General features: G+C 73.4%; 18 protein-coding genes. 11 read left to right on the plus strand and 7 right to left on the minus strand.

Annotated elements, in window-relative coordinates; genetic code table 11:
* Nucleotides 1–452 precede the first annotated feature (452 nt).
* The 6 genes from glgB to glgX all read right to left on the minus strand — a co-directional run bounded on the left by glgB (nucleotide 453) and on the right by glgX (nucleotide 12105).
* Nucleotides 453–2630 (minus strand): 1,4-alpha-glucan branching protein GlgB, encoded by a 2178-nt coding sequence (glgB, locus tag ACTHAM_RS17105; protein ID WP_440689685.1) that lies wholly within the window; start codon nucleotides 2628–2630, stop codon nucleotides 453–455.
* 104 nt (nucleotides 2631–2734) lie between these two features.
* The gene (locus tag ACTHAM_RS17110; RefSeq protein WP_440689687.1) at nucleotides 2735–4207 is read right to left on the minus strand and encodes a maltokinase N-terminal cap-like domain-containing protein; all 1473 of its coding nucleotides are present in this window, start codon (nucleotides 4205–4207) and stop codon (nucleotides 2735–2737) included.
* Nucleotides 4204–5931 carry a maltose alpha-D-glucosyltransferase gene (treS, locus tag ACTHAM_RS17115; RefSeq protein ID WP_440689689.1) on the minus strand — a complete coding sequence of 576 codons (1728 nt, stop codon included), beginning with the start codon at nucleotides 5929–5931 and terminating at the stop codon, nucleotides 4204–4206. Before treS ends, ACTHAM_RS17110 begins: the two co-directional genes overlap by 4 nt.
* Before the next feature lie 29 nt (nucleotides 5932–5960).
* Nucleotides 5961–7985, minus strand: a complete 2025-nt coding sequence (locus tag ACTHAM_RS17120; RefSeq protein WP_440689691.1) for a maltotransferase domain-containing protein — start codon at nucleotides 7983–7985, stop codon at nucleotides 5961–5963.
* A gap of 108 nt (nucleotides 7986–8093) precedes the next feature.
* Nucleotides 8094–9764, minus strand: a complete 1671-nt coding sequence (locus tag ACTHAM_RS17125; RefSeq protein WP_440689693.1) for an FAD-binding dehydrogenase — start codon at nucleotides 9762–9764, stop codon at nucleotides 8094–8096.
* Nucleotides 9765–9855: 91 nt separating this feature from the next.
* Entirely contained in the window at nucleotides 9856–12105 is a 2250-nt protein-coding gene (glgX, locus tag ACTHAM_RS17130) for a glycogen debranching protein GlgX (RefSeq protein WP_440689695.1), read from the minus strand.
* Nucleotides 12106–12207: 102 nt separating this feature from the next.
* Here glgX and ACTHAM_RS17135 point away from each other — a divergent pair, with 102 nt between their 5' ends.
* Together ACTHAM_RS17135 and ACTHAM_RS17140 are read left to right on the plus strand one after the other, a co-directional pair.
* Nucleotides 12208–12996, plus strand: coding sequence for an electron transfer flavoprotein subunit beta/FixA family protein (locus ACTHAM_RS17135; protein WP_440689697.1), 789 nt, complete (start codon nucleotides 12208–12210; stop codon nucleotides 12994–12996).
* A 69-nt stretch (nucleotides 12997–13065) separates the two neighbouring features.
* Nucleotides 13066–14055, plus strand: a complete 990-nt coding sequence (locus tag ACTHAM_RS17140; RefSeq protein WP_440689699.1) for an electron transfer flavoprotein subunit alpha/FixB family protein — start codon at nucleotides 13066–13068, stop codon at nucleotides 14053–14055.
* A 73-nt stretch (nucleotides 14056–14128) separates the two neighbouring features.
* On the opposite strand, the gene ACTHAM_RS17145 is transcribed toward ACTHAM_RS17140, so the two are convergent.
* Complete coding sequence (locus ACTHAM_RS17145; RefSeq protein ID WP_440689701.1) at nucleotides 14129–15118, minus strand: phosphotransferase family protein; 990 nt, start codon at nucleotides 15116–15118, stop codon at nucleotides 14129–14131.
* A 59-nt stretch (nucleotides 15119–15177) separates the two neighbouring features.
* Here ACTHAM_RS17145 and ACTHAM_RS17150 point away from each other — a divergent pair, with 59 nt between their 5' ends.
* The 9 genes from ACTHAM_RS17150 to ACTHAM_RS17190 all read left to right on the plus strand — a co-directional run.
* Nucleotides 15178–16416 (plus strand): cysteine desulfurase family protein, encoded by a 1239-nt coding sequence (locus ACTHAM_RS17150; RefSeq protein ID WP_440689703.1) that lies wholly within the window; start codon nucleotides 15178–15180, stop codon nucleotides 16414–16416.
* Nucleotides 16416–17528, plus strand: coding sequence for a tRNA 2-thiouridine(34) synthase MnmA (mnmA, locus tag ACTHAM_RS17155; protein WP_440689705.1), 1113 nt, complete (start codon nucleotides 16416–16418; stop codon nucleotides 17526–17528). Before ACTHAM_RS17150 ends, mnmA begins: the two co-directional genes overlap by 1 nt.
* Nucleotides 17522–18544 (plus strand): hypothetical protein, encoded by a 1023-nt coding sequence (locus tag ACTHAM_RS17160; protein ID WP_440689707.1) that lies wholly within the window; start codon nucleotides 17522–17524, stop codon nucleotides 18542–18544. Before mnmA ends, ACTHAM_RS17160 begins: the two co-directional genes overlap by 7 nt.
* A gap of 61 nt (nucleotides 18545–18605) precedes the next feature.
* The gene (locus tag ACTHAM_RS17165) at nucleotides 18606–19022 is read left to right on the plus strand and encodes a hypothetical protein (protein WP_440689709.1); all 417 of its coding nucleotides are present in this window, start codon (nucleotides 18606–18608) and stop codon (nucleotides 19020–19022) included.
* Nucleotides 19023–19095: 73 nt separating this feature from the next.
* Nucleotides 19096–21468 carry an NAD-dependent DNA ligase LigA gene (gene ligA / locus ACTHAM_RS17170; protein ID WP_440689711.1) on the plus strand — a complete coding sequence of 791 codons (2373 nt, stop codon included), beginning with the start codon at nucleotides 19096–19098 and terminating at the stop codon, nucleotides 21466–21468.
* Nucleotides 21468–22748 carry a GNAT family N-acetyltransferase gene (locus tag ACTHAM_RS17175; RefSeq protein WP_440689713.1) on the plus strand — a complete coding sequence of 427 codons (1281 nt, stop codon included), beginning with the start codon at nucleotides 21468–21470 and terminating at the stop codon, nucleotides 22746–22748. Before ligA ends, ACTHAM_RS17175 begins: the two co-directional genes overlap by 1 nt.
* A 43-nt stretch (nucleotides 22749–22791) precedes the next feature.
* Nucleotides 22792–23214 (plus strand): pilus assembly protein CpaE, encoded by a 423-nt coding sequence (locus ACTHAM_RS17180; RefSeq protein ID WP_440689715.1) that lies wholly within the window; start codon nucleotides 22792–22794, stop codon nucleotides 23212–23214.
* A 30-nt stretch (nucleotides 23215–23244) separates the two neighbouring features.
* Nucleotides 23245–23544, plus strand: coding sequence for an Asp-tRNA(Asn)/Glu-tRNA(Gln) amidotransferase subunit GatC (gene gatC / locus ACTHAM_RS17185; protein WP_440689717.1), 300 nt, complete (start codon nucleotides 23245–23247; stop codon nucleotides 23542–23544).
* On the plus strand, nucleotides 23541–23951 hold a 411-nt coding region (locus ACTHAM_RS17190), incomplete at its 3' end, for an amidase family protein (protein ID WP_440689719.1). The genes gatC and ACTHAM_RS17190, both read left to right, overlap by 4 nt.

The raw sequence follows: 23951 nt of genomic DNA on the forward strand, positions 1-23951 counted from the left end.
CGCCAGGGTGTGGGAGAGTAGGACGCCGCCGGACACCATTCACGAAGAGCCATCCCCGCGAGGGGATGGCTCTTCGTCTTTCCCGGGCGCACGTCGTGCGACGGAGACCACGCGGCACAGGCACATCGCGGCTGTGGTCGGCATCTGGGCTTGCGGCTTGGCGTGGGTGGCGAGGCGGCGATGCGGCGCGGTGAGTACTCCCGCGGACGGAGAGCGAGGTGCTCTGCCGCGGCCGAGATCTTCCACGTGACTCCGCGGGAGCGCGGACGGGCGGTGTGTCCCGCGCGGAACGGACGCGAGTCGGTTCGGCCCGCGCGGAACGGACGCGAGTCGGTTCGGGCGAACCGGGCGGCGCCCGGGACTTCCTGGAGACGAGGGCTGAGTTGGCAGCTCGTCGCGGCTCAGTCGTGCCGGTAGGGGATCCGGGACGTGCGCCGTCGCCCCCGGAGCTCTCAGGCGGGTGTGAGGATGAGTGCGCCGAGCGGGGGGACACGCAGGGTGACGGAGGCGGGGCGGCCGTGATGAGGCGGGCCATCAGCCACGACCTCGCCCAGGTTGCCGACACCTGATCCGCCGTATGCCTCCGCGTCGGTGTTCATGGCCTCACGCCAGCGCCCCGCGTGCGGCAGCGCGAGCCGGTAGCCCTCGTGCGGGACGCCGGCGAAGTTGACGACGACAGCCGCCATCGATCCGTCGTGTCCCTTGCGGAGGTAGGCGAGCAGGTTGTGGTCGGCGTCGTCCGACGTGATCCATTCGAACCCTGCCGGGTCGTGATCCAGCTGCCAGAGTGCGGGGGTGGCGCGGTAGAGCTCGTTGAGGTCGCGGACGAGGCGCTGCACGCCGCGGTGCCCCGGGTCGCCGAGGGTCGCCCAGTCCAGGCTCGAGGACTCGGCCCACTCGTCGCGCTGGGCGATCTCGCCGCCCATGAACAACAGCTGCTTACCGGGATGCGTCCACTCGTACGCCAGGAGCGAGCGCACGCCGGCGAGCTTCTGCCAGTGGTCGCCAGGCATGCGGCCGTACAGCGAGCCCTTGCCGTGGACGACCTCGTCATGGGAGAGGGGCAGAACGAACTGCTCGGAGTAGGCGTAGACCATCGAGAAGGTGATCTCTCCATGGTGATAGCGCCGGTGCACCGGTTCCTCTGCCAGGTAGCGGAGGGTGTCGTTCATCCAGCCCATGTTCCACTTGAGCCCGAAGCCGAGACCACCTGCGTCGGTGGGGGCAGTCACACCCGGCCAGGCAGTCGATTCCTCGGCGATCATGACGATGCCGGGACTGCGACGGTAGGCCGTGGCGTTGGCCTCCTGCAGGAAGGCGATGGCTTCGAGGTTCTCGCGGCCGCCGTGCTCGTTCGGCCTCCACTGGCCGGCCTTGCGCGAGTAGTCCAGGTAGAGCATCGAGGCGACTGCGTCGACACGCAGCCCGTCGATGTGGAACTCCTCGAGCCAGTAGGTGGCGTTCGCCACGAGGAAGTTGCGCACCTCGCGGCGGCCGAAGTCGAACACGTACGTGCCCCAGTCGGGCTGCTCCCCGCGCAGGGGGTCCGGGTGCTCGTACAGGGGGGTGCCGTCGAATCGGGCCAGTGCCCACTCGTCCTTGGGGAAGTGCGCGGGCACCCAGTCCAGGATGACACCGATGCCTGCGCGGTGGAGCGCGTCCACCAGGTACCTGAAGTCGTCCGGATGACCGAAGCGCGAGGTGGGGGCGTAGTACGAGGAGACCTGGTACCCCCACGAGCCGCCGAACGGGTGCTCGGAGACCGGGAGCAGCTCGACGTGGGTGAAGCCCAGCTCGAGCACGTACTCCGTGAGCTGCTCGGCAAGCTCGCGGTACGACAGACCTTGCCGCCACGACCCGAGGTGGACCTCGTAGACGCTCATCGGGCCGTGGTGCACGTTGGACGCGGCGCGGCGCGCGAGCCAGTCCTGGTCGGACCACGCGTGGCGGGACTCCACGACCACGGAGGCGGTCTGCGGGGGGACCTCGGTGCCCTTGGCGAGCGGATCGGCCTTCTGACGCCAGGACCCGTCCGGACCGAGCAGCTCGAACTTGTAGCGCGCGCCCGCGACCACACCGGGGACGAAGAGCTCCCAGACGCCGCTCTCGCCGAGCGAACGCATCGCGTGGGTCGCACCTTGCCAGTGGTTGAAGTCGCCGACCACGCGCACGGCCCGGGCATTGGGTGCCCAGACGGCGAACGAGGTGCCGTGGACCTCACCCAGGACGCCGGGGTAGGTGTGCACGTTGGCGCCCAGGACCATCCACAACTGCTCGTGGCGGCCCTCGTGGATCAGATGGCGGTCGAGCTCCTGGACCGTCGGCAAGAACCGGTATGGGTCGTCCGTGCGCGTCGGGACACCCTCGTACGTGACCTCGAGGCGGTAGTCGGGGACCTGGGTGCCGGGAAGGACGGCCACCCAGATGCCGTCCTGCTCGTGCCGGGCGTCGGCACGGCCCTCCGGGGTGATCACCACGACTGCGTCAGCCAAGGGGCGCAGCACGCGGATGGTCACACCTCCGGCCCCCACGTGCGGGCCGAGAATCCCGTGCGGATCGTGCGAGGCGCCGTGCGCGACGGTGCGCAGTGCGTCCGCGTCGACAGGGACGGGGGAGGCGGCCGGGCTCATGGTCCCACCCAACCACGTGGCGGGGGTCGGCGCCGGTGGATCGCCGCGAGTCGGGCCCCGAACGCGGCGTCACCCGGGCGGCACGCCACCGGCGGCCGCCCTGGTCAGGCGGGTTCGGGAGCCTCGGCGAAGGGCGCGCCGACCAGGCGGTCGAGGCCGGCGAGGGGGATCCCCACCCAGGTCGGCCGATTGCGCGACTCGTAGACGACCTCGTAGAGGGCCTTGTCGAGCTCGAGAGCGCGCAGCAGGGCGCTCTCGATGCGTCGTGAGCCGCTGCCGGTGGACCGGCCAGCGGTGGCAGGCGTGTCGGCGGGGCGGTCCGGCGGCATCGTGCCGTGGTAGCCGGCCAGGAGGCTGGTGCGGGCCGAGTCGGCCCAGACGGCCGCGGGTTCACCCGTGAGGCCGCCCACCGCGGCGGCGTAGTCGAAGGAACGCAGCAGACCCGCCACGTCACGGACCGCCAGGTCGGCGCGGGTGCGCAGCTCGAGAGGCGCCAGAGGCTCACCCTCGAAATCCGTCACGAACCAGCGCCCGTGCGAGCGGAGGACCTGCCCGAGGTGCAGGTCGCCGTGCACGCGCTGACGTGCCGGCGTGACAGGCAGCGCGGACACCTGGCTGACGACGGACTCGACCCCGGTGCGGTAGGACGCCAACGTCGGCACCGCTGACACTGCCCAGGCGAAGCGCTGGGACAACGAACGCGCGACCTCGGCCGGTCCTTGCGCGCCCACGTGGTCCGGGTCCGTGCCGTAGGCCCGGACCAGGGCGTCGTGCATGCCTGCGACCACCTCGCCCAGCTGACGGGCCTGTGCCGCGAACGACTCACCGCGCCGGGCGAACGTGCACGCGAGCTCGAACCCGTCCTCGGCAGCGTCGACGAACACACTCATCGCGCCGAGGTAGCCGCGGACCAAGGTGTCGTCGACGGCCGGCCACTGCGCCTCGAGCCAGGCGAGCGGGCGGGGCACGGACGCCCAGCCGACATCCACCAGATGGCGGGGGACGTCCACGTCGGGGTTCTCACCGGGGGCCAGGGCACGCAGCACCTTGAGGATTCCGCCCTCGCCCGGTCCGCGGACGATCACCGAGGTGTTGGACTGCTCGCCCGCCACGGCGCGCGCGGTTGCCGGATCGAGATCCGCCCCGGGGCCGTCGGCGACCGCGAGCCAGGCGCGCACGAAGGCGGGGTGCGCGGCGCCGTCGAGCACGAGCCAGGAGCCCGAACCGTCAGGGAGGATGCCGACGATCTCGGACGCGGCCGCAGCGTCGGGCACCGCCGCGCCACGCGATGCGACGGCGGTGAGCGTGGTGCCCTCGGCAAGGCCGGGCGACCGGCGGCGCAGCACGAGGGGCACCTGCAGCGTGACCTCGATCGACCCCGCCCGGACGCGGACCAGCACGATCCGCACCGCCTGGTCCGCACCGTCGGCACCGGGGTCGTCGAGCGGCACCGCCCCGACCAGGCTCGTGACAGCCTCCACGCCCTTCGCCGGGAACCAGCGTCGAGCCGGCAACCACTCCGCCAGCAGCGGGAGCAGGCGCTCGTCGAAAGGCCCGGGCGGTCGGACGAGGATCACGGCGAAGACAGCTCCAACCAGTAGAAGTCGCGCGAACCGAGGGTGAACGACATGGAGCCGTCCGCGCCCACCGGCGCGAACTGCGCGCCACCGAACACGTCCCGCACCGACCACCCGGCTCGTTCCGGCAGCGTGACGTTCGCGGCGCGTGCGGTCGCTGCCAGGTTCGCCACGACAAGGATCACCTGGTCGCCCCACGCGCGCTCGAACGCGAGCACCGACTCGTTGTCGCACGTCGCCACCTGGAACCTGCCACGACCCAGAGCCGGGTAGCGCCGGCGCACCGTGAGCATGCCGTGCACCCAGTGCAGCAGCGACGTGGGCTGCGCCAGCTGGGCCTCGACGTTGGTGTGCCCGTAGTGGTGCACCAACGACTGCACGACCGGCAGGTAGAGCTTGCCGGGGTCCGCCGTGGAGAAGCCCGCGTTGCGATCCGGGGTCCACTGCATGGGCGTGCGCACCGCGTCACGGTCGGGCAACCAGATGTTGTCGCCCATGCCGATCTCGTCGCCGTAGTACAGGCACGGGCTGCCCGGTAGGGACAGCAGCAGGGCGTGCGCCAGCTCGATCTCCTTGCGGGAGTTGTCGAGCAGCGGGGCCAGCCGGCGCCGGATGCCGACGTTGGCACGCATACGCGAGTCGGGCGCGAACCACCCGTACATCGACGCGCGCTCCTCGGTGGACACCATCTCGAGCGTCAGCTCGTCGTGGTTGCGCAGGAACGTGCTCCACTGCGCGCCCTCGGGGATCGGCGGGGTGTCGGCCAGGATGTCGATGATCTGCGTGGCCTTCTGGTCGCGCAGCGCGTAGTAGATGCGGGGCATCACCGGGAAGTGGAAGCACATGTGGCACTCGGGCGCCTCGGCGGTGCCGAAGTAGTGCACGACGTCCTCGGGCCACTGGTTGGCCTCGGCCAGCATGATCCGCCCGGGGAACTCCGCGTCGATGGTCTCGCGCACCCGGCGCAGGAACGCGTGCGTCTCGGGCAGGTTCTCGCAGTTGGTGCCCTCGGCCTCGAACAGGTACGGGACCGCGTCGAGCCGGAAACCGTCGATGCCCAGGTTCAGCCAGAACCGGGCGACGTCGATCATCGCCTCGGCCACGCGCGGGTTCTCGAAGTTGAGGTCCGGCTGGTGGCTGAAGAACCGGTGCCAGAAGAACTGCCGACGCACGGGGTCGAACGTCCAGTTGGAGGTCTCGGTGTCGACGAAGATGATGCGCGCGTCCTGGTAGCGCGTGTTGTCGTCGGACCACACGTAGAAGTCGCCGTAGGGGCCGTCCGGGTCGGACCGTGACGCCTGGAACCACGGGTGCAGGTCACTGGTGTGGTTCATCACCAGGTCGACCACGATGCGCATGCCGCGGGCGTGCGTCTGCTCCACCAGCTCTGCGAAGTCCGCCATGGAGCCGTACTGCGCGGCGATCGCCGTGTAGTCGGCCACGTCGTACCCGCCGTCGCGCAACGGCGAGGGGTAGAACGGCGGCAGCCACAGGCAGTCGATGCCGAGCCACTGCAGGTAGTCGAGCCGCTCGATGAGCCCACGCAGGTCGCCCGATCCGTTGCCCGTCGAGTCGGAGAACGAGCGGAGCATGACCTCGTAGAAGACCGCCGTGCGGTACCAGTCGGGGTCGTCCGTCAACCCGGGGCGGGCGGCAGCCGCGGCGGACGGGCTCGGGACGGCCGGCTGGCGCCGTCCCGGCAGCGGGATCTGGGCCGTCGTCACAGGGACGGCCGAGAAGGGAGGAGGCACGTTCACGCGGACCCCAGCCGGACCACGTGCGCGCAGCGCACGGACGGGTCGAGCCGGACGTACACCTCGGTGCCCCACCGGTACGTCTCGTCGGAGAGCACGTCGTAGGCCTCGTGCGTGCACTGCGGGTCGAGCCCCAGAGCCGCCAGGTCGAGCCGCACGACGGCTTCCCGAGGCTGGTGCGGGTCGAGGTTCACCACGACCACGACCGTGTCGGCACTTCCGGTCGGGGAGTGCGCGGCGTCCAGGTGCCGGGAGAACGCGACGACCTGGTCGTCGCTCGTCGGATGCACCCGGACGTTGCGCAGCTGCTGCAGCGCGGGGTGCGCGCGGCGGATCTCGTTGAGCCGGCGCAGCAGCAGCTCGATGCCGAACCGGTCGGCCTCCGACCAGTCCCGCGGACGGAACTCGTACTTCTCGTTGTCGATCTGCTCCTCGACGCCCGGACGAGGGACGTCCTCCACGAGCTCGTAACCGGAGTAGATGCCCCACGTCGGCGCACCGAGCGCGGCCAGCACGGCGCGGACCGCCCACCCGGCCGTGCCGGAGTGCTGCAGGTACGGCGGCAGGATGTCGTGCGTGGTGGGCCAGAACGACGGGCGCATCCAGGCGCCCTGCTCGCTGCCGACGGTCGCCAGGTACTCCTCGACCTCGGCCTTGGTGTTGCGCCACGTGAAGTACGTGTACGACTGGTGGAATCCGATCTTGGCGAGCGTGAGCATCATGGCGGGGCGGGTGAACGCCTCGGACAGGAAGATCACGTCGGGGTGGGCGGCGCGCACGTCGGCCAGCAGACGCTGCCAGAACGAGAGCGGCTTGGTGTGCGGGTTGTCGACCCGGAAGGCGGTGACGCCGTGGTCGATCCACACCTGCAGGACGCGGCGGATCTCGGTGTAGATGCCCTCGGGGTCGTTGTCGAAGTTCAGGGGGTAGATGTCCTGGTACTTCTTCGGCGGGTTCTCCGCGTACGCGATGGTGCCGTCGGCGCGCGTGGTGAACCACTCCGGGTGCTCGCTGACCCACGGGTGGTCCGGCGAGCACTGCAGGGCCACGTCGAGAGCGACCTCCATGCCGAGCGCCCGGGCCCGGGCCACGAAGGCGTCGAAGTCGGCGAAGGTGCCCAGGCTCGGCTCGATCGCGTCGTGACCGCCGGCCGGCGAGCCGATCGCGTACGGCGAACCGGGGTCGCCCGGGTGCGCCTCGAGGGAGTTGTTGCGGCCCTTGCGGTACGTGGTGCCGATCGGGTGGATGGGCGTCAGGTACACGACGTCGAAGCCCATGCCCGCGATGCGGTCGAGCTGGTCGGCGGCCGTGCGCAGGGTGCCCGTACGCCACGTGTGGTGGCGCGTGTCCAGCACCGCGCCGTGCGAACGCGGGAACATCTCGTACCAGGCGCCGGACAGGGCCAGCGGGCGGTCGACGACCAGGGGGTAGTCGGGTGACGCGGTGACGTGCTCACGCAGCGGGGTGCGGGCCAGGGCCTGGCGTACCGCTTCGGACAGCCCTGCGGCCAGCCGCTCCCCGGGGGTGCGACGCGGGCTCTCGAGCACCCGGGCTGCCTCGCGCAGCGTCGTCGCGTCGGCGGGCGGCATGGCGTCGGCACCGGACCGTGCCGCGGCGCGCGTCAGCAGGAGGGCACCCTCGGCGAGCATGAGCTCGACGTCCACGCCTGCGCGCACCTTGATCGCCGCGTCGTGGGACCACGTACCGTACGGGTCGGACCACCCCTCGACCCGGAACGCCCACATGCCCGTCGCGTCGGGCACCAGGCGGGCCTCGAGACGGTCCAGGCCGGGGGCGACGTCGACCATGGGCGCGCGGGAGTGGACGGCGCCGTCCGGGGTCAGCAGGACGGCCGTGGCTGCCACGGCGTCGTGCCCCTCGCGGAAGACGGTGGCCTGCACGGGCACGGCCTCGCCGACCACGGCCTTGGCCGGGAACCGGCCCTCCTCGGCGACGGGGGAGACGTCCAGCACAGGGATCCGACCGATGGGCCGTCGCGAGGACGTGGAGGGAGTTCGCGTCACGTCCCCGAACCTATCCGGACCGGGACGCTCGGGCCACGCCGTGCGCGACGACGCGCCAGGCACGACGGGCTCGGGTCGAAGCCCGGTCACACGCAGGTCACGCGACGGTCATGCCGAGGTCGCCGCGACCAGCGCCCGCCCCGCCGTGCGTCCCGTGAACAGGCACCCGCCCAGGAACGTGCCCTCGAGCGCGCGGTGCCCGTGCACACCACCACCGCCGAACCCGGCCGCCTCACCGACCGCCCACAGGCCCGGCAGCACCTGCCCGTCGGGACGCAGCACGCGCCCCTCCAGGTCGGTGTGCAGACCCCCGAGGGTCTTGCGGGTCAGCACCGACAGACGCACGGCCAGCAGCGGCCCGTGCTCGGGGTCCAGGAGCCGGTGCGGCGGGGCCACACGGATCACCCGGTCGACCACGTAACGACGCGCCATGGCGGTCGCGGTCACCTGCAGGTCCTTGCCCAGGCCGCTGGCGACCTGACGGTCGCGCGCGACGATCGTGCGCTCCAGCGCGTCGGCGTCGATGCGATGCGTGCCGCTCAGCGCGTTCATCCGCCCGGCCAGCTCCGCGGGGGTGTCCGCCCACAGGAACTCCGGGGAACGCTCGGCGAAGACCTCGACCGGGCCGACCGCACCCGGGCGCACCCGGTCGAGCAGGCCGCGCACGTCGCGACCGGTCAGGTCCGGGTTCTGCTCCGAGCCGGACAGCGCGAACTCCGCGCCCAGGATCGTGCGGTCCAGCACGAACCAGGAGTGGTCGTCACCACGCAGCGTGAGGTGCTGCAGCGCGCCCAAGGAGTCGAAACCGGGGAACAGCGGGGCGGGCAGCCGGTTCCCGTCGGCATCGAGCCACAGCGAGCTCGGCCCTGGCAGGATCCGGATGCCGTGCCGCGACCACACCGGTGTGTGGTCCGTGACGCCCTCCGGGTAGTGCCACATGCGATCGGCGTGCACGAGCGCCGCGCCGGCGCCCTGAGCGGCGGCGATGCCCGAGCCGTCGACGTGGTCCGGCACGCCGGACAGCATCCGGTCGGGCAGGCGGCCCGCGCTCGCGGGCCACGACGCGCGGACCAGCTCGTGGTCGGCGCCGATGCCGCCGGTCGCCACCACGACGGCCGGGGCGGTCAGCTCGAACTGCCCGACGACAGCGCGCGAGCTCGGCACGGCCCGAGGGACCCGGTCGGGCGCGAGCACGTCGCCCCGCACACCCGTCACGCGCCCGTCGGTCGTGACGAGCGAGGTCACCCGGTGCCGGAACCGCACGTCGACCAACCCCGCGGCGTGCGCGTCGAGCAGCGCACGCACGAACGGCTCGAGCACGCCCGGGCCGGTTCCCCACGTGACGTGGAACCGTGGCACCGAGTTGCCGTGGCCGTCGGCCAGGTAGCCACCGCGCTCCGCCCACTGCACGAGCGGGAACCAACGCACGCCCTGCCCGTGCAGCCACGGGCGCATCTCACCCGCGGCGAAGTCGACGAAGGCCTCCGCCCACGCGCGCCCCCACCGGTCCGGGCCGTCGACGGGCGACCCCTCGAACGCGGCCGAGCCGAACCAGTCGGCGAGCGCCAGCTCGGCGGAGTCCTTCACCCCCAGGCGGCGCTGCTCGGGCGAGTCGACGAGGAACAGGCCGCCGAACGACCAGAACGCCTGACCGCCCAGGCTCGCGGGCGGCTCCGCGTCCAGCAGCAGGACCCTGCGCCCGGCGGCGACCAGCTGCGCGGTGGTGACCAGGCCGGCGAGGCCCGCACCGACGACCACGACGTCGTGGGAGTGCGTCATGCCGTGAACGGTACGCGGGACGCCCCGTGCCGACCTGTCGAGAGTCGGACGGCCGACCAGGGCCGTGGTCCGCCAGGCCGCGCGGCCGGCGTCAGGACGACACGTACAGGCGCATGCTCAGCGGCTCGAGCACCACGCGGTCCCCGGGCACGGCGTGCAGGGCGCCGGAGATCGCGGCCGCACGCTGCTCGCGCGGGTGCTCCCACACCGAGTCCCACGCCAGCCGCCACCGGGCCACGTAGTCGTCGGCCAGGGTGACCTCGACGGCGTCGAGCGCACCGTTGACGACCAGCAGCGCGACGTCGTCGTCCGGGGCGAGAGCGGCTCGGACCATCTGCAGCGTGCGCACGGACGGGTCGTGCCACCGGTCGTGGTCGAACGCCGTGCCGTCGGCCGCGTACCAGGCAAGGTCGGGTCGGCCGTCGGGATGGCCCACGGGACGGCCCGTGTAGAACCGGCTCGCGTGCAGCGCCGGGCGTTCCCGCCGCAGGCGCATCAGCAGCTTGGCCGTGGCCAGCAGGTCCTTGCGCCACGGTGTGGGGTCCCAGCGCACCCAGGACGTCTCGTCGTCCTGGCAGTAGGCGTTGTTGTTGCCGCGCTGCGTGCGGCCCATCTCGTCGCCCGCGGTGATCATCGGCGTGCCGGCGGCCAGGACGAGCGTGGCCAGCACGTTGCGGATCGACCGGCGCCTCAGCGGGGCGATGTCCGCCCCGACGGAGTCGAACCGGATCGGACCCTCCAACCCGTGGTTCCACGACCGGTTGTCGTCGGTGCCGTCGCGGTTCTGCTCGCCGTTGGCCAGGTTGTGCTTGTGCTCGTAGGCCACCAGGTCGGCCAGCGTGAAGCCGTCGTGCGCGGTCACGTAGTTGATCGAGGCGGCCGGGCCTCGCACGAGCGGTGGCTCGCTGTGGCCGAACAGGTCCACCGACCCGGCCAGGCGGGTCGCCAGGTCGCGCACGCGGTGCCCGGGCAGGCCGTGGGCGGCACGTCCGGGGTCGGCCAGCCAGAACGAGCGCACCGCGTTGCGGAAGCGGTCGTTCCACTCGGCCATGGGTGCCGGGAACTGACCCGTGCGCCAGCCGCCCGGTCCCACGTCCCACGGCTCCGCGATCAGCTTGAGGCCGTGCAGGTGCGGGTCGGTCGTCAGGGCGACGAGGAACGGGTGGTCGGGGACGAACCCGCGTGCGCCGCGCCCCAACGTCACGGCCAGGTCGAACCGGAACCCGTCCACGCCCACCACGTCGGCCCAGTAACGCAGCGAGTCCATCGTCATCCGGATGACCTCGGTGCGGCGGAAGTCCAGGGTGTTGCCGGTCCCCGTGACGTCGGCCAGGGTTGCCGGCACGTTGCCGTCGTGCGCGTAGTAGACGGGGTTGTCCAGGCCCCGCCACGACACGTGCTGCCCGGGGGCACCGCCCTCGCACGTGTGGTTGTAGACCACGTCGAGCAGCACCTCGAGTCCTGCCTCGTGCAGCGTGTGCACCGTGGCCCGCAGCTCGTCGAGCACCGCAGCGGGACCCGCGTCGCGGGCGGCCTGCGTCGCGTACGCCGCGTGGGGGGCGAAGAACCCCAGGGTGGAGTAGCCCCAGTAGTTGGTCAGACCCTTGGCGACCAGGTGCGGCTCGGAGGCGAACGCGTGCACGGGCAGCAGCTCGACGGCCGTGACGCCCAGCCCCAGCAGGTGGTCGACGACCGCGGGCTCCGCCAGTCCGGCGTACGTGCCACGCAGTGCTGGCGGCACGAGCGGGGCGAGCTTCGTGAGGCCCTTGACGTGCGCCTCGTAGACGACCGTGCGTTCCCACGGCGTGTAAGGGCGGTTGTCGGCGGGGTTCGGCCCGGGCAGCGCGCGGGTGTCCACGACCACCGAGTGCGGCACGTGGCCGGCCGAGTCGCGCTCGTCGGCCGCACCCGCCGGGTCGCCCGTCAGCTCGTCGTCGACCACGTGGCCGTACGTCTGCGGGCCGTGGTCCAGCTCGCCCACCAGACCGCGCGCGTACGGGTCGACCAGCAGCTTGGCGGGGTTGTGGCGCAGGCCCGCCGCCGGGTCCCACGTGCCGTGCACGCGGAACCCGTACCGCTGGCCCGGACCGACGGCCGGCACGAACCCGCTGAACACGCCCTGCACGGGACCCGACAGGCGCGCCCGGCGCTCGCGGAACGTGCCCGTGCCGTTGGCGGGGTCGACGACGTCGCCGGGACGTTCGGTGCCCGGCTCCACCTCGTCGAACAGGCACAGGTCGACGGCGTGCGCGTGCGAGGCGAGCACCGCGACCTCGATGCCCTCGTCGGTCACGTGCACGCCGAGGCGCGCCGGTCGGCGCAGCGGGGTCGTCGTGGTCACGTTCACAGTGTGCCGATCGTCCGTGTCGGGCAGATGTCGAGGGCTTCCGGTCCGCGGGACGCGGAGATGGTGCACCGGCGTGGGGAAGGTAACGTTCCGGGCGTGAGGATCGTCGTCTGCGTCAAGCACGTCCCGGACATCCAGTCGGACCGCACCCTGGGTGCGGACGGGCGAACCGTACGCGACGGAGGTGACGGCACCCTCAACGAGCTCGACGAGAACGCCCTCGAGGCCGCGCTCACGCTCGTCGAGGCGCACGGCGGTGAGGTCATCGCCCTGACGGTCGGACCCGACGACGCGGTCGACGCGGTGCGCAAGGGCCTGCAGATGGGCGCCGAGCAGGCCGTGCACGTGGTGGACGACCAGATCGCCGGCTCCGACGTGATCGGCACCGCCACCGTGCTGGCCGCCGCCGTGCGGAAGATCGGGGAGCAGGGGAGCGTCGACCTGGTGCTCACCGGCATGGCGGGACTGGACGGTCTGACCTCCGTGCTCCCCACCGCGCTGGCCGAGCTGCTGGACCTGCCGGCGCTGCCGCTGGCGCGCGAGGTGACCGTGGACGGCGCCACCGTCACGGTCCGCCGCGACCTGGACCACGCCAGCGAGGTGCTGCGGGCCGACCTGCCCGCGCTCGTCTCGGTGACCGACCAGGCGAACGAGGCCCGCTACCCCAACTTCAAGGGCATCATGGCTGCCCGCAAGAAGCCCGTGACCACGTGGACGCTCGCGGACCTGGGGGTCGACCCGGCTGCCGTGGGTGCCGCCGGTGCGCGCACGCAGGTGCTCGAGGCCGCCGCCCGCCCGCCGCGCGAGGACCGCGTGCTGATCACCGACGACGGCACGGCCGGCGTGCGACTGGCCCAGTACCTGCTCGAGCACAAGCTCGTCTGACCTGCACGGCCGCGCCACACCCGGCAACCGCCCCACCACCTGCACTCCCGTGAGACCTGCGAGGACCCCGTGACCGCTGAGACCACCTCCGGACCCGTCCTGGTCCTGCTCGACCACACCGCCGAGGGGACGGTGCGCACGCCCGTACGTGAGCTCGTCACGCTCGCCCGCGGACTGGCCGGCGACGCAGGAGTCGAGGGCGCCTGGGCGGGCGAGCTGCCTGCCGGCGCACTGGAGGACCTCGGGCGGCTCGGGGTGCGCCGGGTGCACCGCCTCGCCACCGACGCCGACGCCCACCTGACAGCCGTGCTGGCCGAAGCCGTCGAGCAGGTGCGCGCGAGCGCGGGCGCCCCGCTGGTGCTGCTGGTCTCCTCGTTCGAGAACAAGGAGGTCGCCGCCCGCCTGGCCGTGACCACCGGCGCGGGCGTGATCACCGACGCTGATGCGCTCGCGGTCGAGGACGGTCGGGTCGTGGCCGGCAAGACCGTGTTCGCCGGCACGTGGACCACCCGGTGCGCGATCACCACGTCGACCGGTGTGGTGACCGTCAAGCCCAACACCGTCACCGCGGCCGACGCCGAGACTGCGACCGTGCCCGAGGTCGTCGATCACGCCGTCGCCGTCAGCGAGCGGGCCCGGCGAGTCGTCCTCGTCGAGCGGACCGAGCGGCCCGCCTCCGGCCGACCGGACCTCGGCTCGGCGCACGTGGTCGTCGTGGGCGGTCGAGGCACCGACGGCGACTTCTCCGCCGTCGAGGAGCTCGCGGACGTGCTGGGGGGTGCGGTCGGTGCCACACGTGTGGCGACCGACGAGGGATGGATCGGGCACGACGCGCAGATCGGTCAGACGGGTGTGACCGTGGCCCCGCGGCTCTACGTCGGTGCGGGCGTCTCCGGGGCGGTGCATCACCGCGGTGGCATGCAGGCCTCGGGCACCATCGTCGCCGTGAACTCCGACGCCGACGCGCCGATCTTCGAGATCGCCGACCTGGGGATCGTCGGGGACCTGTTCACCGTGCTGCCGCAGGCCGCGGCAGAGCTGCGTCGGCTGCGCGGCTGACCGGCCGCTCAGGACCGATCCTCGGGGTGCTGCCGCCGGGGACCCCGGCCGTGCCCGCGGGCGGGTGCCGGGCTCAGGCGAGCGAACGCAGCCACTCCAGGGTCGCCACGCCCTGCGCGTGCTGGAACGCCCGCAGGTTCGGGATGCCGAGCGGCGCCTCCTGCAGTGCGCTCCACGTGAAGTAGCCCGCCAGCCCGGCGAGCACCGCCCGCAGCTCGTCGTCGCGGACACCGTCGGAGACCGGGTGCGAGCGGAACAGCGTGTGCGGCTCCCCGCCGCCCTGCAACGACACGCTCGGGAGCATGAACGCCAGGTCGAGCCACGGCGCCCCGACGCTCGCGTGCGGCCAGTCGATCAGCCACACCCGGCGGTGCTCGGGCTCGATCATGACGTTGTCGGCGCGCAGGTCGCCGTGCACGAGCGCGTCACCGACCAGGAGCGGCAGCGCGTCCTGCTCCCAGCTGACCAGGCGCTCGTGGTTGTCACGCGCCCAGCGGCCCAGGTCGCCCCCGCGCTCGACCGCCTCGGCGAGCACCGTGCGGTCCATGTCGAGCAGGCGTCGCCACCCGGTGAAGTCCTCGGCGAGCACGTCGTCGGTGCGCGCCAGCTCGTGTCCCTCCCGCGGCTCGGCGTCGGCCAGGGGCTGCAACGCGTCGAGCACCAGCGCGAGGTCCTCCGGCCGCCAGGGCAGCTCGGGCGAGCGACCGTGTGCGACCTCGAAGCCGAGCAGCACCCAGTCGCCGTCGTCGGCCGACCACAGCAGCTGCGGGGCCGGCAGGTGCGACGGCAGCGCGCGCGCCACCCGGATCTCCGCGCGGGCCAGCTCGGGGGAGTGCGGGTTCTGCTCGGCGGAGACCGCCTTGACGAACACGCCGCTGCCGTCGGCCAGCTCGAGCACGGCCGCGAACCCGGGGCTGAACCCGCTCGTGGCGCTGATCTCGGCCGTGACCTGGGCGCCGGCGAGGGCCTCGATCTGGGCCCGGACGTGCCGCGGGAGGTCGCGCCAGTCCAGGCGCTGGCCGCTGAAGGCGGCTGGCAGGGCGATGACCTCGTCGGCACTCACGGGCGACATCTTGCCAGGCGTCGTCGGGGGGTGGCGTGGCCGTTCGTAGACTGGTGCAGGTGAGCGTCTACCTGGACCATGCGGCGACCACGCCGATGCTCCCCGCGGCGCAGCGCGTGCTCGTGGAGCACCTGGCGCGCACCGGCAACCCCTCCTCCCTGCACACCGCCGGACGCGCCGCGCGCCGCGTCGTGGAGGAGTCGCGCGAACGGGTGGCGGCGTCGCTGGGCGCACGACCCAGCGAGGTGGTGTGGACCTGCGGGGGCACCGAGTCGGACAACCTTGCCGTCAAGGGGCTGTTCTGGGCGCGTCGTGCCCACGACACGTCCCGGCGCCGTCTGCTCGTGTCGGCCGTCGAGCACCACGCGGTGCTCGACCCGGCGTTCTGGATGGCCGAGCACGCCGGGGCCGAGCTGGTCCTGCTGCCGGTGGACGGCGACGGCGTGATCGAGCTCGACGCGCTGCGGGCCGAGCTGGAGGCGCACGGCGACCAGGCGGCTCTGCTGTCGGTGATGTGGGCGAACAACGAGGTCGGGTCGCTGCAGCCGCTCGGTGAGGTCGTCGCGCTCGCCCGACGGCACGGGGTGCCGGTGCACGCCGACGCGGTGCAGGCCGTCGGCCAGGTGCCGGTGGACTTCGCGGCGTCGGGCCTGGACGCGCTGACGGTCAGCGGGCACAAGGTCGGCGGGCCGGGCGGGGTCGGTGCGCTGCTGGCCCGCCGTGACCTGGGGCTGACCCCGGTGCTGCACGGTGGCGGGCAGGAGCGCGGCGTGCGCTCGGGCACGCTCGACGCCGCACTGCTCGCCTCGTTCGCCGTGGCGGTCGAGGACGCCGTGGCGCACCAGGCCGAGCACGCCCAGCACGTGGCGGGGCTGCGCGACGCCCTCGTGGCGGGCATCAGGCGGGCCGTGCCGGACGCGGTGCTGCGAGGCCCGGCCGACAGTGCCAGGCGCCTGCCGGCCAACGCGCACCTGACGTTCCCCGGCTGCGAGGGCGACTCGCTGCTCTACCTGCTCGACTCGGCCGGGGTCGAGGTGTCGACCGGCTCGGCGTGCCAGGCGGGGGTGCCGCAGCCCAGCCACGTGCTGCTCGCGATGGGTGTCGACGAGGACGACGCGCGCGGCGCGCTGCGGCTCACGTTCGGTCGCACGTCGAGGGCGACGGACGTGGACCGGGTGCTCGAGGTGCTGCCGGCTGCCGTGGACCGTGCGCGTGCCGCAGGGCTGGCGGGTCGGCGCCGTGCCGGGGCGCAGACGTCGGCCGCGGCGAGTGCCCCGGACGTGGCGGGGGTGCGCTGATGCGGGTCCTGGCAGCACTGTCGGGGGGTGTGGACTCCGCGGTCGCGGCGGCGCGCGCGGTCGACGCCGGCCACGACGTCGTCGGCGTGCACATGGCCTTGTCACGCTCGCGCGAGCAGTTCCGCACCGGGTCGCGCGGGTGCTGCTCGATCGAGGACGCCGGGGACGCGCGCCGTGCCGCCGACGTGCTCGGCATCCCGTACTACGTGTGGGACCTGTCCGAGCAGTTCGAGGAGACCGTCGTGGCGGACTTCCTCGCCGAGTACGCGGCCGGCCGGACCCCCAACCCGTGCGTGCGCTGCAACGAGCACATCAAGTTCGCGGCCCTGCTCGACAAGGCTGTGGCCCTGGGCTTCGACGCGGTCTGCACCGGCCATTACGCCCGCATCGAGGTCGCACCCGACGGCACCCGCCGCCTGCACCGTGCGGCCGACCCCGCCAAGGACCAGTCGTACGTGCTGGCGGTCATGGGCCCGGAGCGCCTCGCCCGGGCGATGTTCCCGCTGGGCGACGTGACGTCGAAGGAGATCACCCGCGCGGAGGCCGCCGCCCGCGGCCTGTCCGTGTCGGCCAAGCCCGACTCCTACGACATCTGCTTCGTGGCCGACGGGGACACCCAGGGGTTCCTGCGCGAGCGGCTCGGAGCCCAGCCCGGACCGGTCGTCGACACGGCGGGTCAGGTGGTCGGCACGCACGAGGGTGCGTACGCGTACACCGTCGGCCAGCGCAAGGGGCTCTCGCTGGGCCGCCCGGCGCCCGACGGCCGTCCACGGTACGTGCTGTCGGTCGAACCGGTGCGACGGACCGTCGTGGTGGGATCGGCCGAGGAGCTGCGGGTCGGCGGGATCGACGCCGGGGACGCCGTGTGGTTCGAGGCCCCTGCAGGCGAGCGCAGCTGCCACGTGCAGGTGCGGGCGCACGGTGAGCCGGTCCCGGCCCGGGTGCAGGCGTTGGCCGACGGGCAGGTGCGGGTCACCCTCGACGACGACGGGCGGCTGCGCGGTGTGGCTCCGGGCCAGTCCGTCGTGGTGTACGACGGCACGCGCGTGCTGGGCCAGGCGACCGTCACGGGTACCCGCCCGCTCCCCGCGTCGAGGGGCGTCGGGTGGTGACCGGCGTCTCGGGCACCGGGCCGTGGCCCGGCGTCGACGTCCTGCAGGCCCAGAGCACGGTCGTCGGTGACCTCGCCGACGCCCCGGACGGTGTGCAGGGCATGCCGTTCACCACCGTGCTGCCGGCCCGAGGTCCGGCCGCCACCGCCGTCGCGCGCACGGCCGGGCTGCTGGAGGACCTGCCGGTCGAGCTGGGCGTGCACGGGTGGAAGCTCGCCGACCGGCCCGGGCGCGACCTGGCGCGGGTGCGCTCGCTGCAGCGCGAGGACCTGGACGCGCTCGCTGTCGCCGCGCACGGCTACCAGGGCCCGCTGGTGGTGGGCGTCCTCGGCCCGTTGAGCCTGTCCGCCGAGCTGTACCTGGCCCGTGGCGACCGTGTGCTCGCCGACCCCGGGGCTGTCCGTGACATCGCCGACTCCCTGGCCGTGGGCCTGGCGGACCACCTGAAGGCGCTCGTACGGGCGGTGCCCGGTGCCGCCGTGCACCTGCTGGTGCATGAACCGCAGCTGGCTGCCGTGCTGGCCGGCGCACTGCCGACGTTCTCGGGGCACGCCACGTTGCGTTCCCTGCCCGGCCCGCTTGCCGGTGAACGGATGCAGACCGTGCTCGAGGCCGCCCGTGGCGCCGGGGCGGTGCACGCGGCGGTGCACGCAGGGGCGTCCTGGACCGGGATCGCCGCGGTGCGTGCTGCCGGGGCGGACGGGTTGGCGCTGGACGTCGGCGCGTTCGACGAGCGCGGATGGGAGCGTGTGGCCGAGGCGGTGGAGTCCGGTGCGCGCCTGTGGGCGCAGCTGCCCTCGCAGGCGACGTCCTCGTGCGCGGGACCGGACGTGGTCGGGCAGGCCGACCGGCTCACCGTGCCGTGGCGGCGCGTCGGGCTTCCCGCGTCCGGCCTGGCGTCCACGGTCCTGCTGGCCGCGGACCCGGCTCCCGGTGCGGGCCCCGACGACGCACGATCGGCGCTCGCGGCCCTGGTGCGGACCGCGCTGCTGGTCGCCGAACGGGCCGAGTCGTGAACCCACCGCAGCATCACGGCCGCCCGTCCGGGCGTGTCCCGTCGACACGAGAGGCACCACGATGACCGGCGACGGCACCCCGCAGGACGCCCTGCCGCACGGCACGGCCGCACCGGCGCGACGCCCCGTGACCAGCCCGCGGGTGGCGCTGGGGGCGTTCGTGCTGACCGCGCTGGGCGTCGTCGGCCTCGTCACGCTGGCGGCCTCGTGGCTCGTGGTGGGCGTGCGCACCATGCGCGCCGCCGAGTCGGTCGACGCCTCGGCGTGCGTCGTGGCCTACGGCGAGGGGGCCTCGGACGCGGACGTGCACTACACGGCGCTGCCGCCGCGCGGCATCTGCACGTGGACGGTCGACGGGCGCAGCCAGGACGTCGTCGTCGCGCAGGTGCCGGCGGTGGTCACAGCCGGCGCCTGCGTCGCGGTGCTCGCGGGCGCCGCAGGCGTGGCGCTGTGGGTCGTCACCCAGCGGCAACGCTGAGCCGTCCGGAGCACGGAGGCGACCGGCCCGGTCTCGTGCCGCGCCGTGGGCGCTGTCGGTCCCGGCTGGGATGATGTCCGCTGTGACCGACGCCATCGAGGACCCCGCCACCGACGCCACCGCCGCCGCTGCTCGGGCCGGGGCGGCCCCCTCCGGGGCAGACCACGAGGTCCCGCCGGAGGCGCGTCGCCGCTGGGCAGAGCTGGTCGAGCTCGTCCAGGCCGACCAGTTCGCCTACTACGTCCGCGACGCCCCGACGGTCTCGGACGCCGAGTACGACACCCGGTTGCGCGAGCTCGAGGCGTTGGAGGCCGCGCACCACGGGCTGCGCACGCCCGACTCGCCGACGCAGCGCGTGGGTGGCACGTTCTCCACGGAGTTCCACTCGGTCGACCACGTCGAGCGGATGCTCTCGCTCGACAACGCGTTCTCCGCGGAGGACATCGCCGCGTGGGCCGAGCGCGTGCACCGCGACCTCGCGCAGGACACCGCGCTGCACTACCTGTGCGAGCTGAAGATCGACGGGCTGGCGATCGCCCTGCTGTACGAGCGGGGCCGCCTGGTGCGGGCCGCGACGCGCGGTGACGGACGCACCGGTGAGGACGTCACGCTCAACGTGCGCACCATCGAGACGATCCCGGACGTGCTGGGCGGCGACCCGGCCACGCACCCCGAGCGCATCGAGATCCGCGGCGAGGTGTTCCTGCCGGTCGAGGCCTTCGCCCGGCTCAACGCCGCACAGGTCGAGGCGGGGCGCAGCCCGTTCGCGAACCCGCGCAACGCCGCCGCGGGCTCGTTGCGGCAGAAGGACCCGAAGGTGACCGCCTCGCGTCCGCTGCGCATGTACGCGCACGGTGTCGGTGCGCTGCAGTGGGCGGGGGAGCCGCTCGCGGACGTCGCACGGCAGTCGCACGTGTACGCGCTGCTCGAGTCGTGGGGGGTGCCCGTGTCGGGCCACTCGAGGGTGGTCGAGGGCCTGGCCGAGGTGCAGGAGATGATCGCGTACTACGGCGAGCACCGGCACGACGTCGAGCACGAGATCGACGGCATCGTCGTCAAGGTCGACGAGGTCGCGCTGCAACGCCGCCTCGGCGCGACCAGCCGGGCACCCCGGTGGGCGATCGCGTACAAGTACCCGCCGGAGGAGGTCAACACCCGCCTGCTCGACATCCGGGTCAACGTCGGCCGCACCGGCCGGGTCACGCCCTACGGCGTCATGGAGCCGGTGTTCGTCAGTGGGTCGACCGTCGAGATGGCCACGCTGCACAACGCCAGCGAGGTGGCACGCAAGGGCGTGCTGATCGGCGACACCGTGGTGCTGCGCAAGGCAGGCGACGTGATCCCCGAGATCGTCGGCCCGGTGGTCGAGCTGCGGGACGGCACCGAGCGGGCGTTCGTCATGCCCACCACGTGCCCCTCGTGCGGTACCCCGCTGGCACCGGCGAAGGAAGGCGACGTCGACATCCGCTGCCCGAACGCCCGCTCGTGCCCCTCGCAGCTGCGCGAGCGCGTGTTCGGCGCGGCCTCCCGCGGTGGGTTCGACATCGAGGCGCTCGGTTGGGAGGCGGCGATCGCGCTGGTAGACCCCGAGCTGGACCGGCCGCACGACGCCGAGGGCGACCGTCAGGACCCGGTGCTGCGGACCGAGGCCGGGCTGTTCGACCTGACGCCCGACGACCTGCGCGACGTGCTTGTCTGGCGGGAGAAGAAGACGAAGGGCGTGCGCACCGGCGTGTGGGAGCAGGTGCCGTTCTTCTGGACGAGGCCCACCGCGAAGTCGCCGTCGAAGCCGACGGCGACGACCGTCAAGCTGTTCGAGGAGCTCGAGAAGGCGAAGGCGCAACCGCTGTGGCGGGTGCTCGTCGCGCTCTCGATCCGGCACGTGGGCCCGACGGCCGCCCGTGCGCTGGCCCAGGAGTTCGGCTCGATGGAGGCGCTGCGGGCCGCGCTCGAGGACGGCGAGGGTGCCCTGGCCCGGTTGTCGGACGTCGAGGGCATCGGCCCCACCATCGCCGAGTCGATCGTCGCCTGGTTCGACCCGGACTCGCACGACGGCCAGTGGCACCGTGAGATCGTCGACCGCTGGGCGCGTGCCGGGGTGCAGATGCGCGACGTGCGCGACACGAGCACGCCCCGCACGCTCGAGGGGCTCACGGTCGTGGTCACCGGCGGCCTCGAACGGTTCACCCGGGACGGCGCCAAGGAGGCGATCCTGGCGGCGGGCGGCAAGTCGGCCGGAAGCGTGTCCAAGCGCACGGACTACGTGGTCGTGGGGGAGAACGCCGGGAGCAAGGAGACCAAGGCGCGCGAGCTGGGTCTGCGCATCCTCGACGAGAACGGGTTCGAGCGCCTGCTCGCCGAGGGCCCCGCCGGCGTGGACGACCCCGTGCAGGACGTCGCGACGCTTGCCTCGGAGGGTGCCGCGGACGACGGGGCGCAGGGCTGATGGCCGCCGTCGCGCACCACGGCCCCGCGGTCCGGGTCGCGCTGCCGCACGACATCGCCGATGCCGGGGCGCTGACGGCCGAGGCGTACCTGGCCGACGGGCTGCTGGACCCGGGTGACGCGTACGAGGCCGAGCTGCGCGACGCCGCGCGGCGCGCCCGGGAGGCGATCTTGCTGGTGGCGACCGTCCCGATGCCGCTCGGCGGCGCCGACGTGGTCGTCGGCAGCCTCACGCTGGCCCCGTACGGGTCGTCGTACGCCGAGGTCGCCGGTCCGGGTGAGGTCGAGCTGCGGATGCTCGCGGTGGCCCCGGAGGTGCGGGGTCAGGGCATCGCCGAGATGCTGATGCTGGCCGCGCTGCGCGAGGCGGTGGGCAGCGGCGCGGACCGGGTCGTCCTGTCGACGCTCGACTCGATGACGGCCGCGCACCGGCTGTACGACCGCCTCGGCTTCGCCTCCGCACCTGAGCGCGACTGGGGCCACGAGGGCGTGCACCTGCGGGTGCGCACCTGGCAGCCGCCGTCGGCGCCCGGCGTGCTCGTCGAGGCCGCCACCTGGCGGCCGCTGCGCACCGTCGACGTCGAGGGCTGGCGACTGGGCCTGTCGGACGGGATGACCCGCCGTGCCAACAGCGTGCTGCCGCTGGGCGTCCCGGCGGACGTCGAGGCCGCGGTCACGGCCGTGGAGACCACGTACGCGCAGGCGCAGCTGCCGGCGGTCTTCCGGGTGTGCCGCGCGGCGAGGCCGTCGGGGCTCGACGCCCTGCTGGAGCGTCGTGGCTACGCGACCGTCGCCCGCACGGACGTGCTGGTGCGCGACCTCGGGCGGTCGGCAGGGGTCACGCCTCGGCAGGCGATCGGCCCGGGCGCGTCGGGAGGGGGCCCGGTACGGGTGCTGACGGCGGCGGAGCCCGACGACACGTGGCTGTCCACGTGGCTCGGCGTCAAGGGCCAGGCCGACACCGCGGTGGCCCGCGGCGTGCTCGAGGGGTCGCCCGCGCTGTACCTGACTGCGGTCGAGGACGGGGTGCCGTTGGCGACCTTGCGCGCCGCGTTCGCCGAGGACTGGGTGGGGCTGTCGTGCCTGGTGGTGGTCCCGCAGGCGCGACGGCGCGGGCTGGCACGCGTGCTCACGCAGCAGGCGTTGGCCCGGGCGGAGGAGCGTGGAGCGCGCCGTGCGTTCCTGCAGGTGGAGGTCGCCAACTCGGCTGCGGCACGGCTGTACGCCGACCTGGGGTTCCGGCCCGCGGAGCGGTACCACTACCGCGAGCTGGCCGGCTGAGCGTCGCCGCGCACACCGGACGCCTCGTGGCGATACTGGGCAGGTGATCTCGCTGGAACGTGCGCTGCGCCTGCGGCTCGACGGGTTGCGGTGGCACCCGGTGTCGGGTGACCGCTTCGCGGTGCTGCAGCCCGAGCTCGACGGCGAGGTCTTCACGATCTCGGAGATGACGATCGAGGCGCACGACTACCCGACGGGCACGGTGCTGGGCTTCAACGGCACGACCGAGTGGGCGCTGGACTCGGTCGCGCAGGACGACGCGGTGTGGCTGCCCCGGGAGGACCAGCTGCGCGAGCTGCTCGGGGGCACGTTCCGTTCGCTCGCGCGCGCCGTGGACGGCACGTACCAGGTGGTCGTCGAGGTGCCGGGTCGGCCGGAGAGGTCGTTCACCGCGGACACCGCGGAGGATGCGTACGCCGACGCCCTCGTGGAGCTCGTCGACCTGGCGCTCGACAGGCTGCCCTGACCGTCTCGCAGCCCCACTAGACTGCCCGCCATGTCCTCCCTTTCCCGCGACGAGGTCGCGCGCGTGGCAGGCCTGGCCCGGATCGAGCTGACCCCCTCCGAGATCGACCGCCTCGCGGGCGAGCTCGAGGTCATCGTCGACTCCGTCGCCAGCGTGTCCCAGATCGCGACCGCCGACGTACCCGCCACGAGCCACCCGCTGCCGATGACGAACGTGTTCCGGCCGGACGTGCCCGAGGCGCCGCTGGACCGTGACGCGGTCCTGGCCGTGGCCCCCGCGTCCGAGGGCGGCAAGTTCCTGGTCCCGCAGATCCTGGGGGAGGACGCGTGAGCGCCCACCTGACGCGGCTGTCCGCCGCGGCGCTGGCCGAGAAGCTGACCGCCGGTGAGGTCACCAGCGTCGAGGCGACGCAGGCGCACCTGGACCGCATCGCGGCCGTCGAGCCCGCGGTGCACGCGTTCCTGCACGTCAGCGGCGAGGAGGCGTTGGTCGTCGCGGCCGACGTCGACGCACGCCGCGCTGCCGGTGAGCAGCTGCACCCGTTGGCCGGTGTGCCGATCGCCGTCAAGGACGTCGTGGTGACCAAGGGCCTGCCCACCACGGCCGGCTCGAAGATCCTCGAGGGCTGGGTGCCGCCGTACGACGCGACGCTCGTCGAGCGGATCAAGGCGGCCGGGCTGCCGATCCTGGGCAAGACGAACATGGACGAGTTCGCCATGGGGTCCTCGACGGAGCAC

The sequence above is a fragment of the Cellulomonas soli genome (assembly GCF_052036975.1).
Taxonomy (GTDB): Bacteria; Actinomycetota; Actinomycetes; order Actinomycetales; family Cellulomonadaceae; genus Cellulomonas; species Cellulomonas soli_A.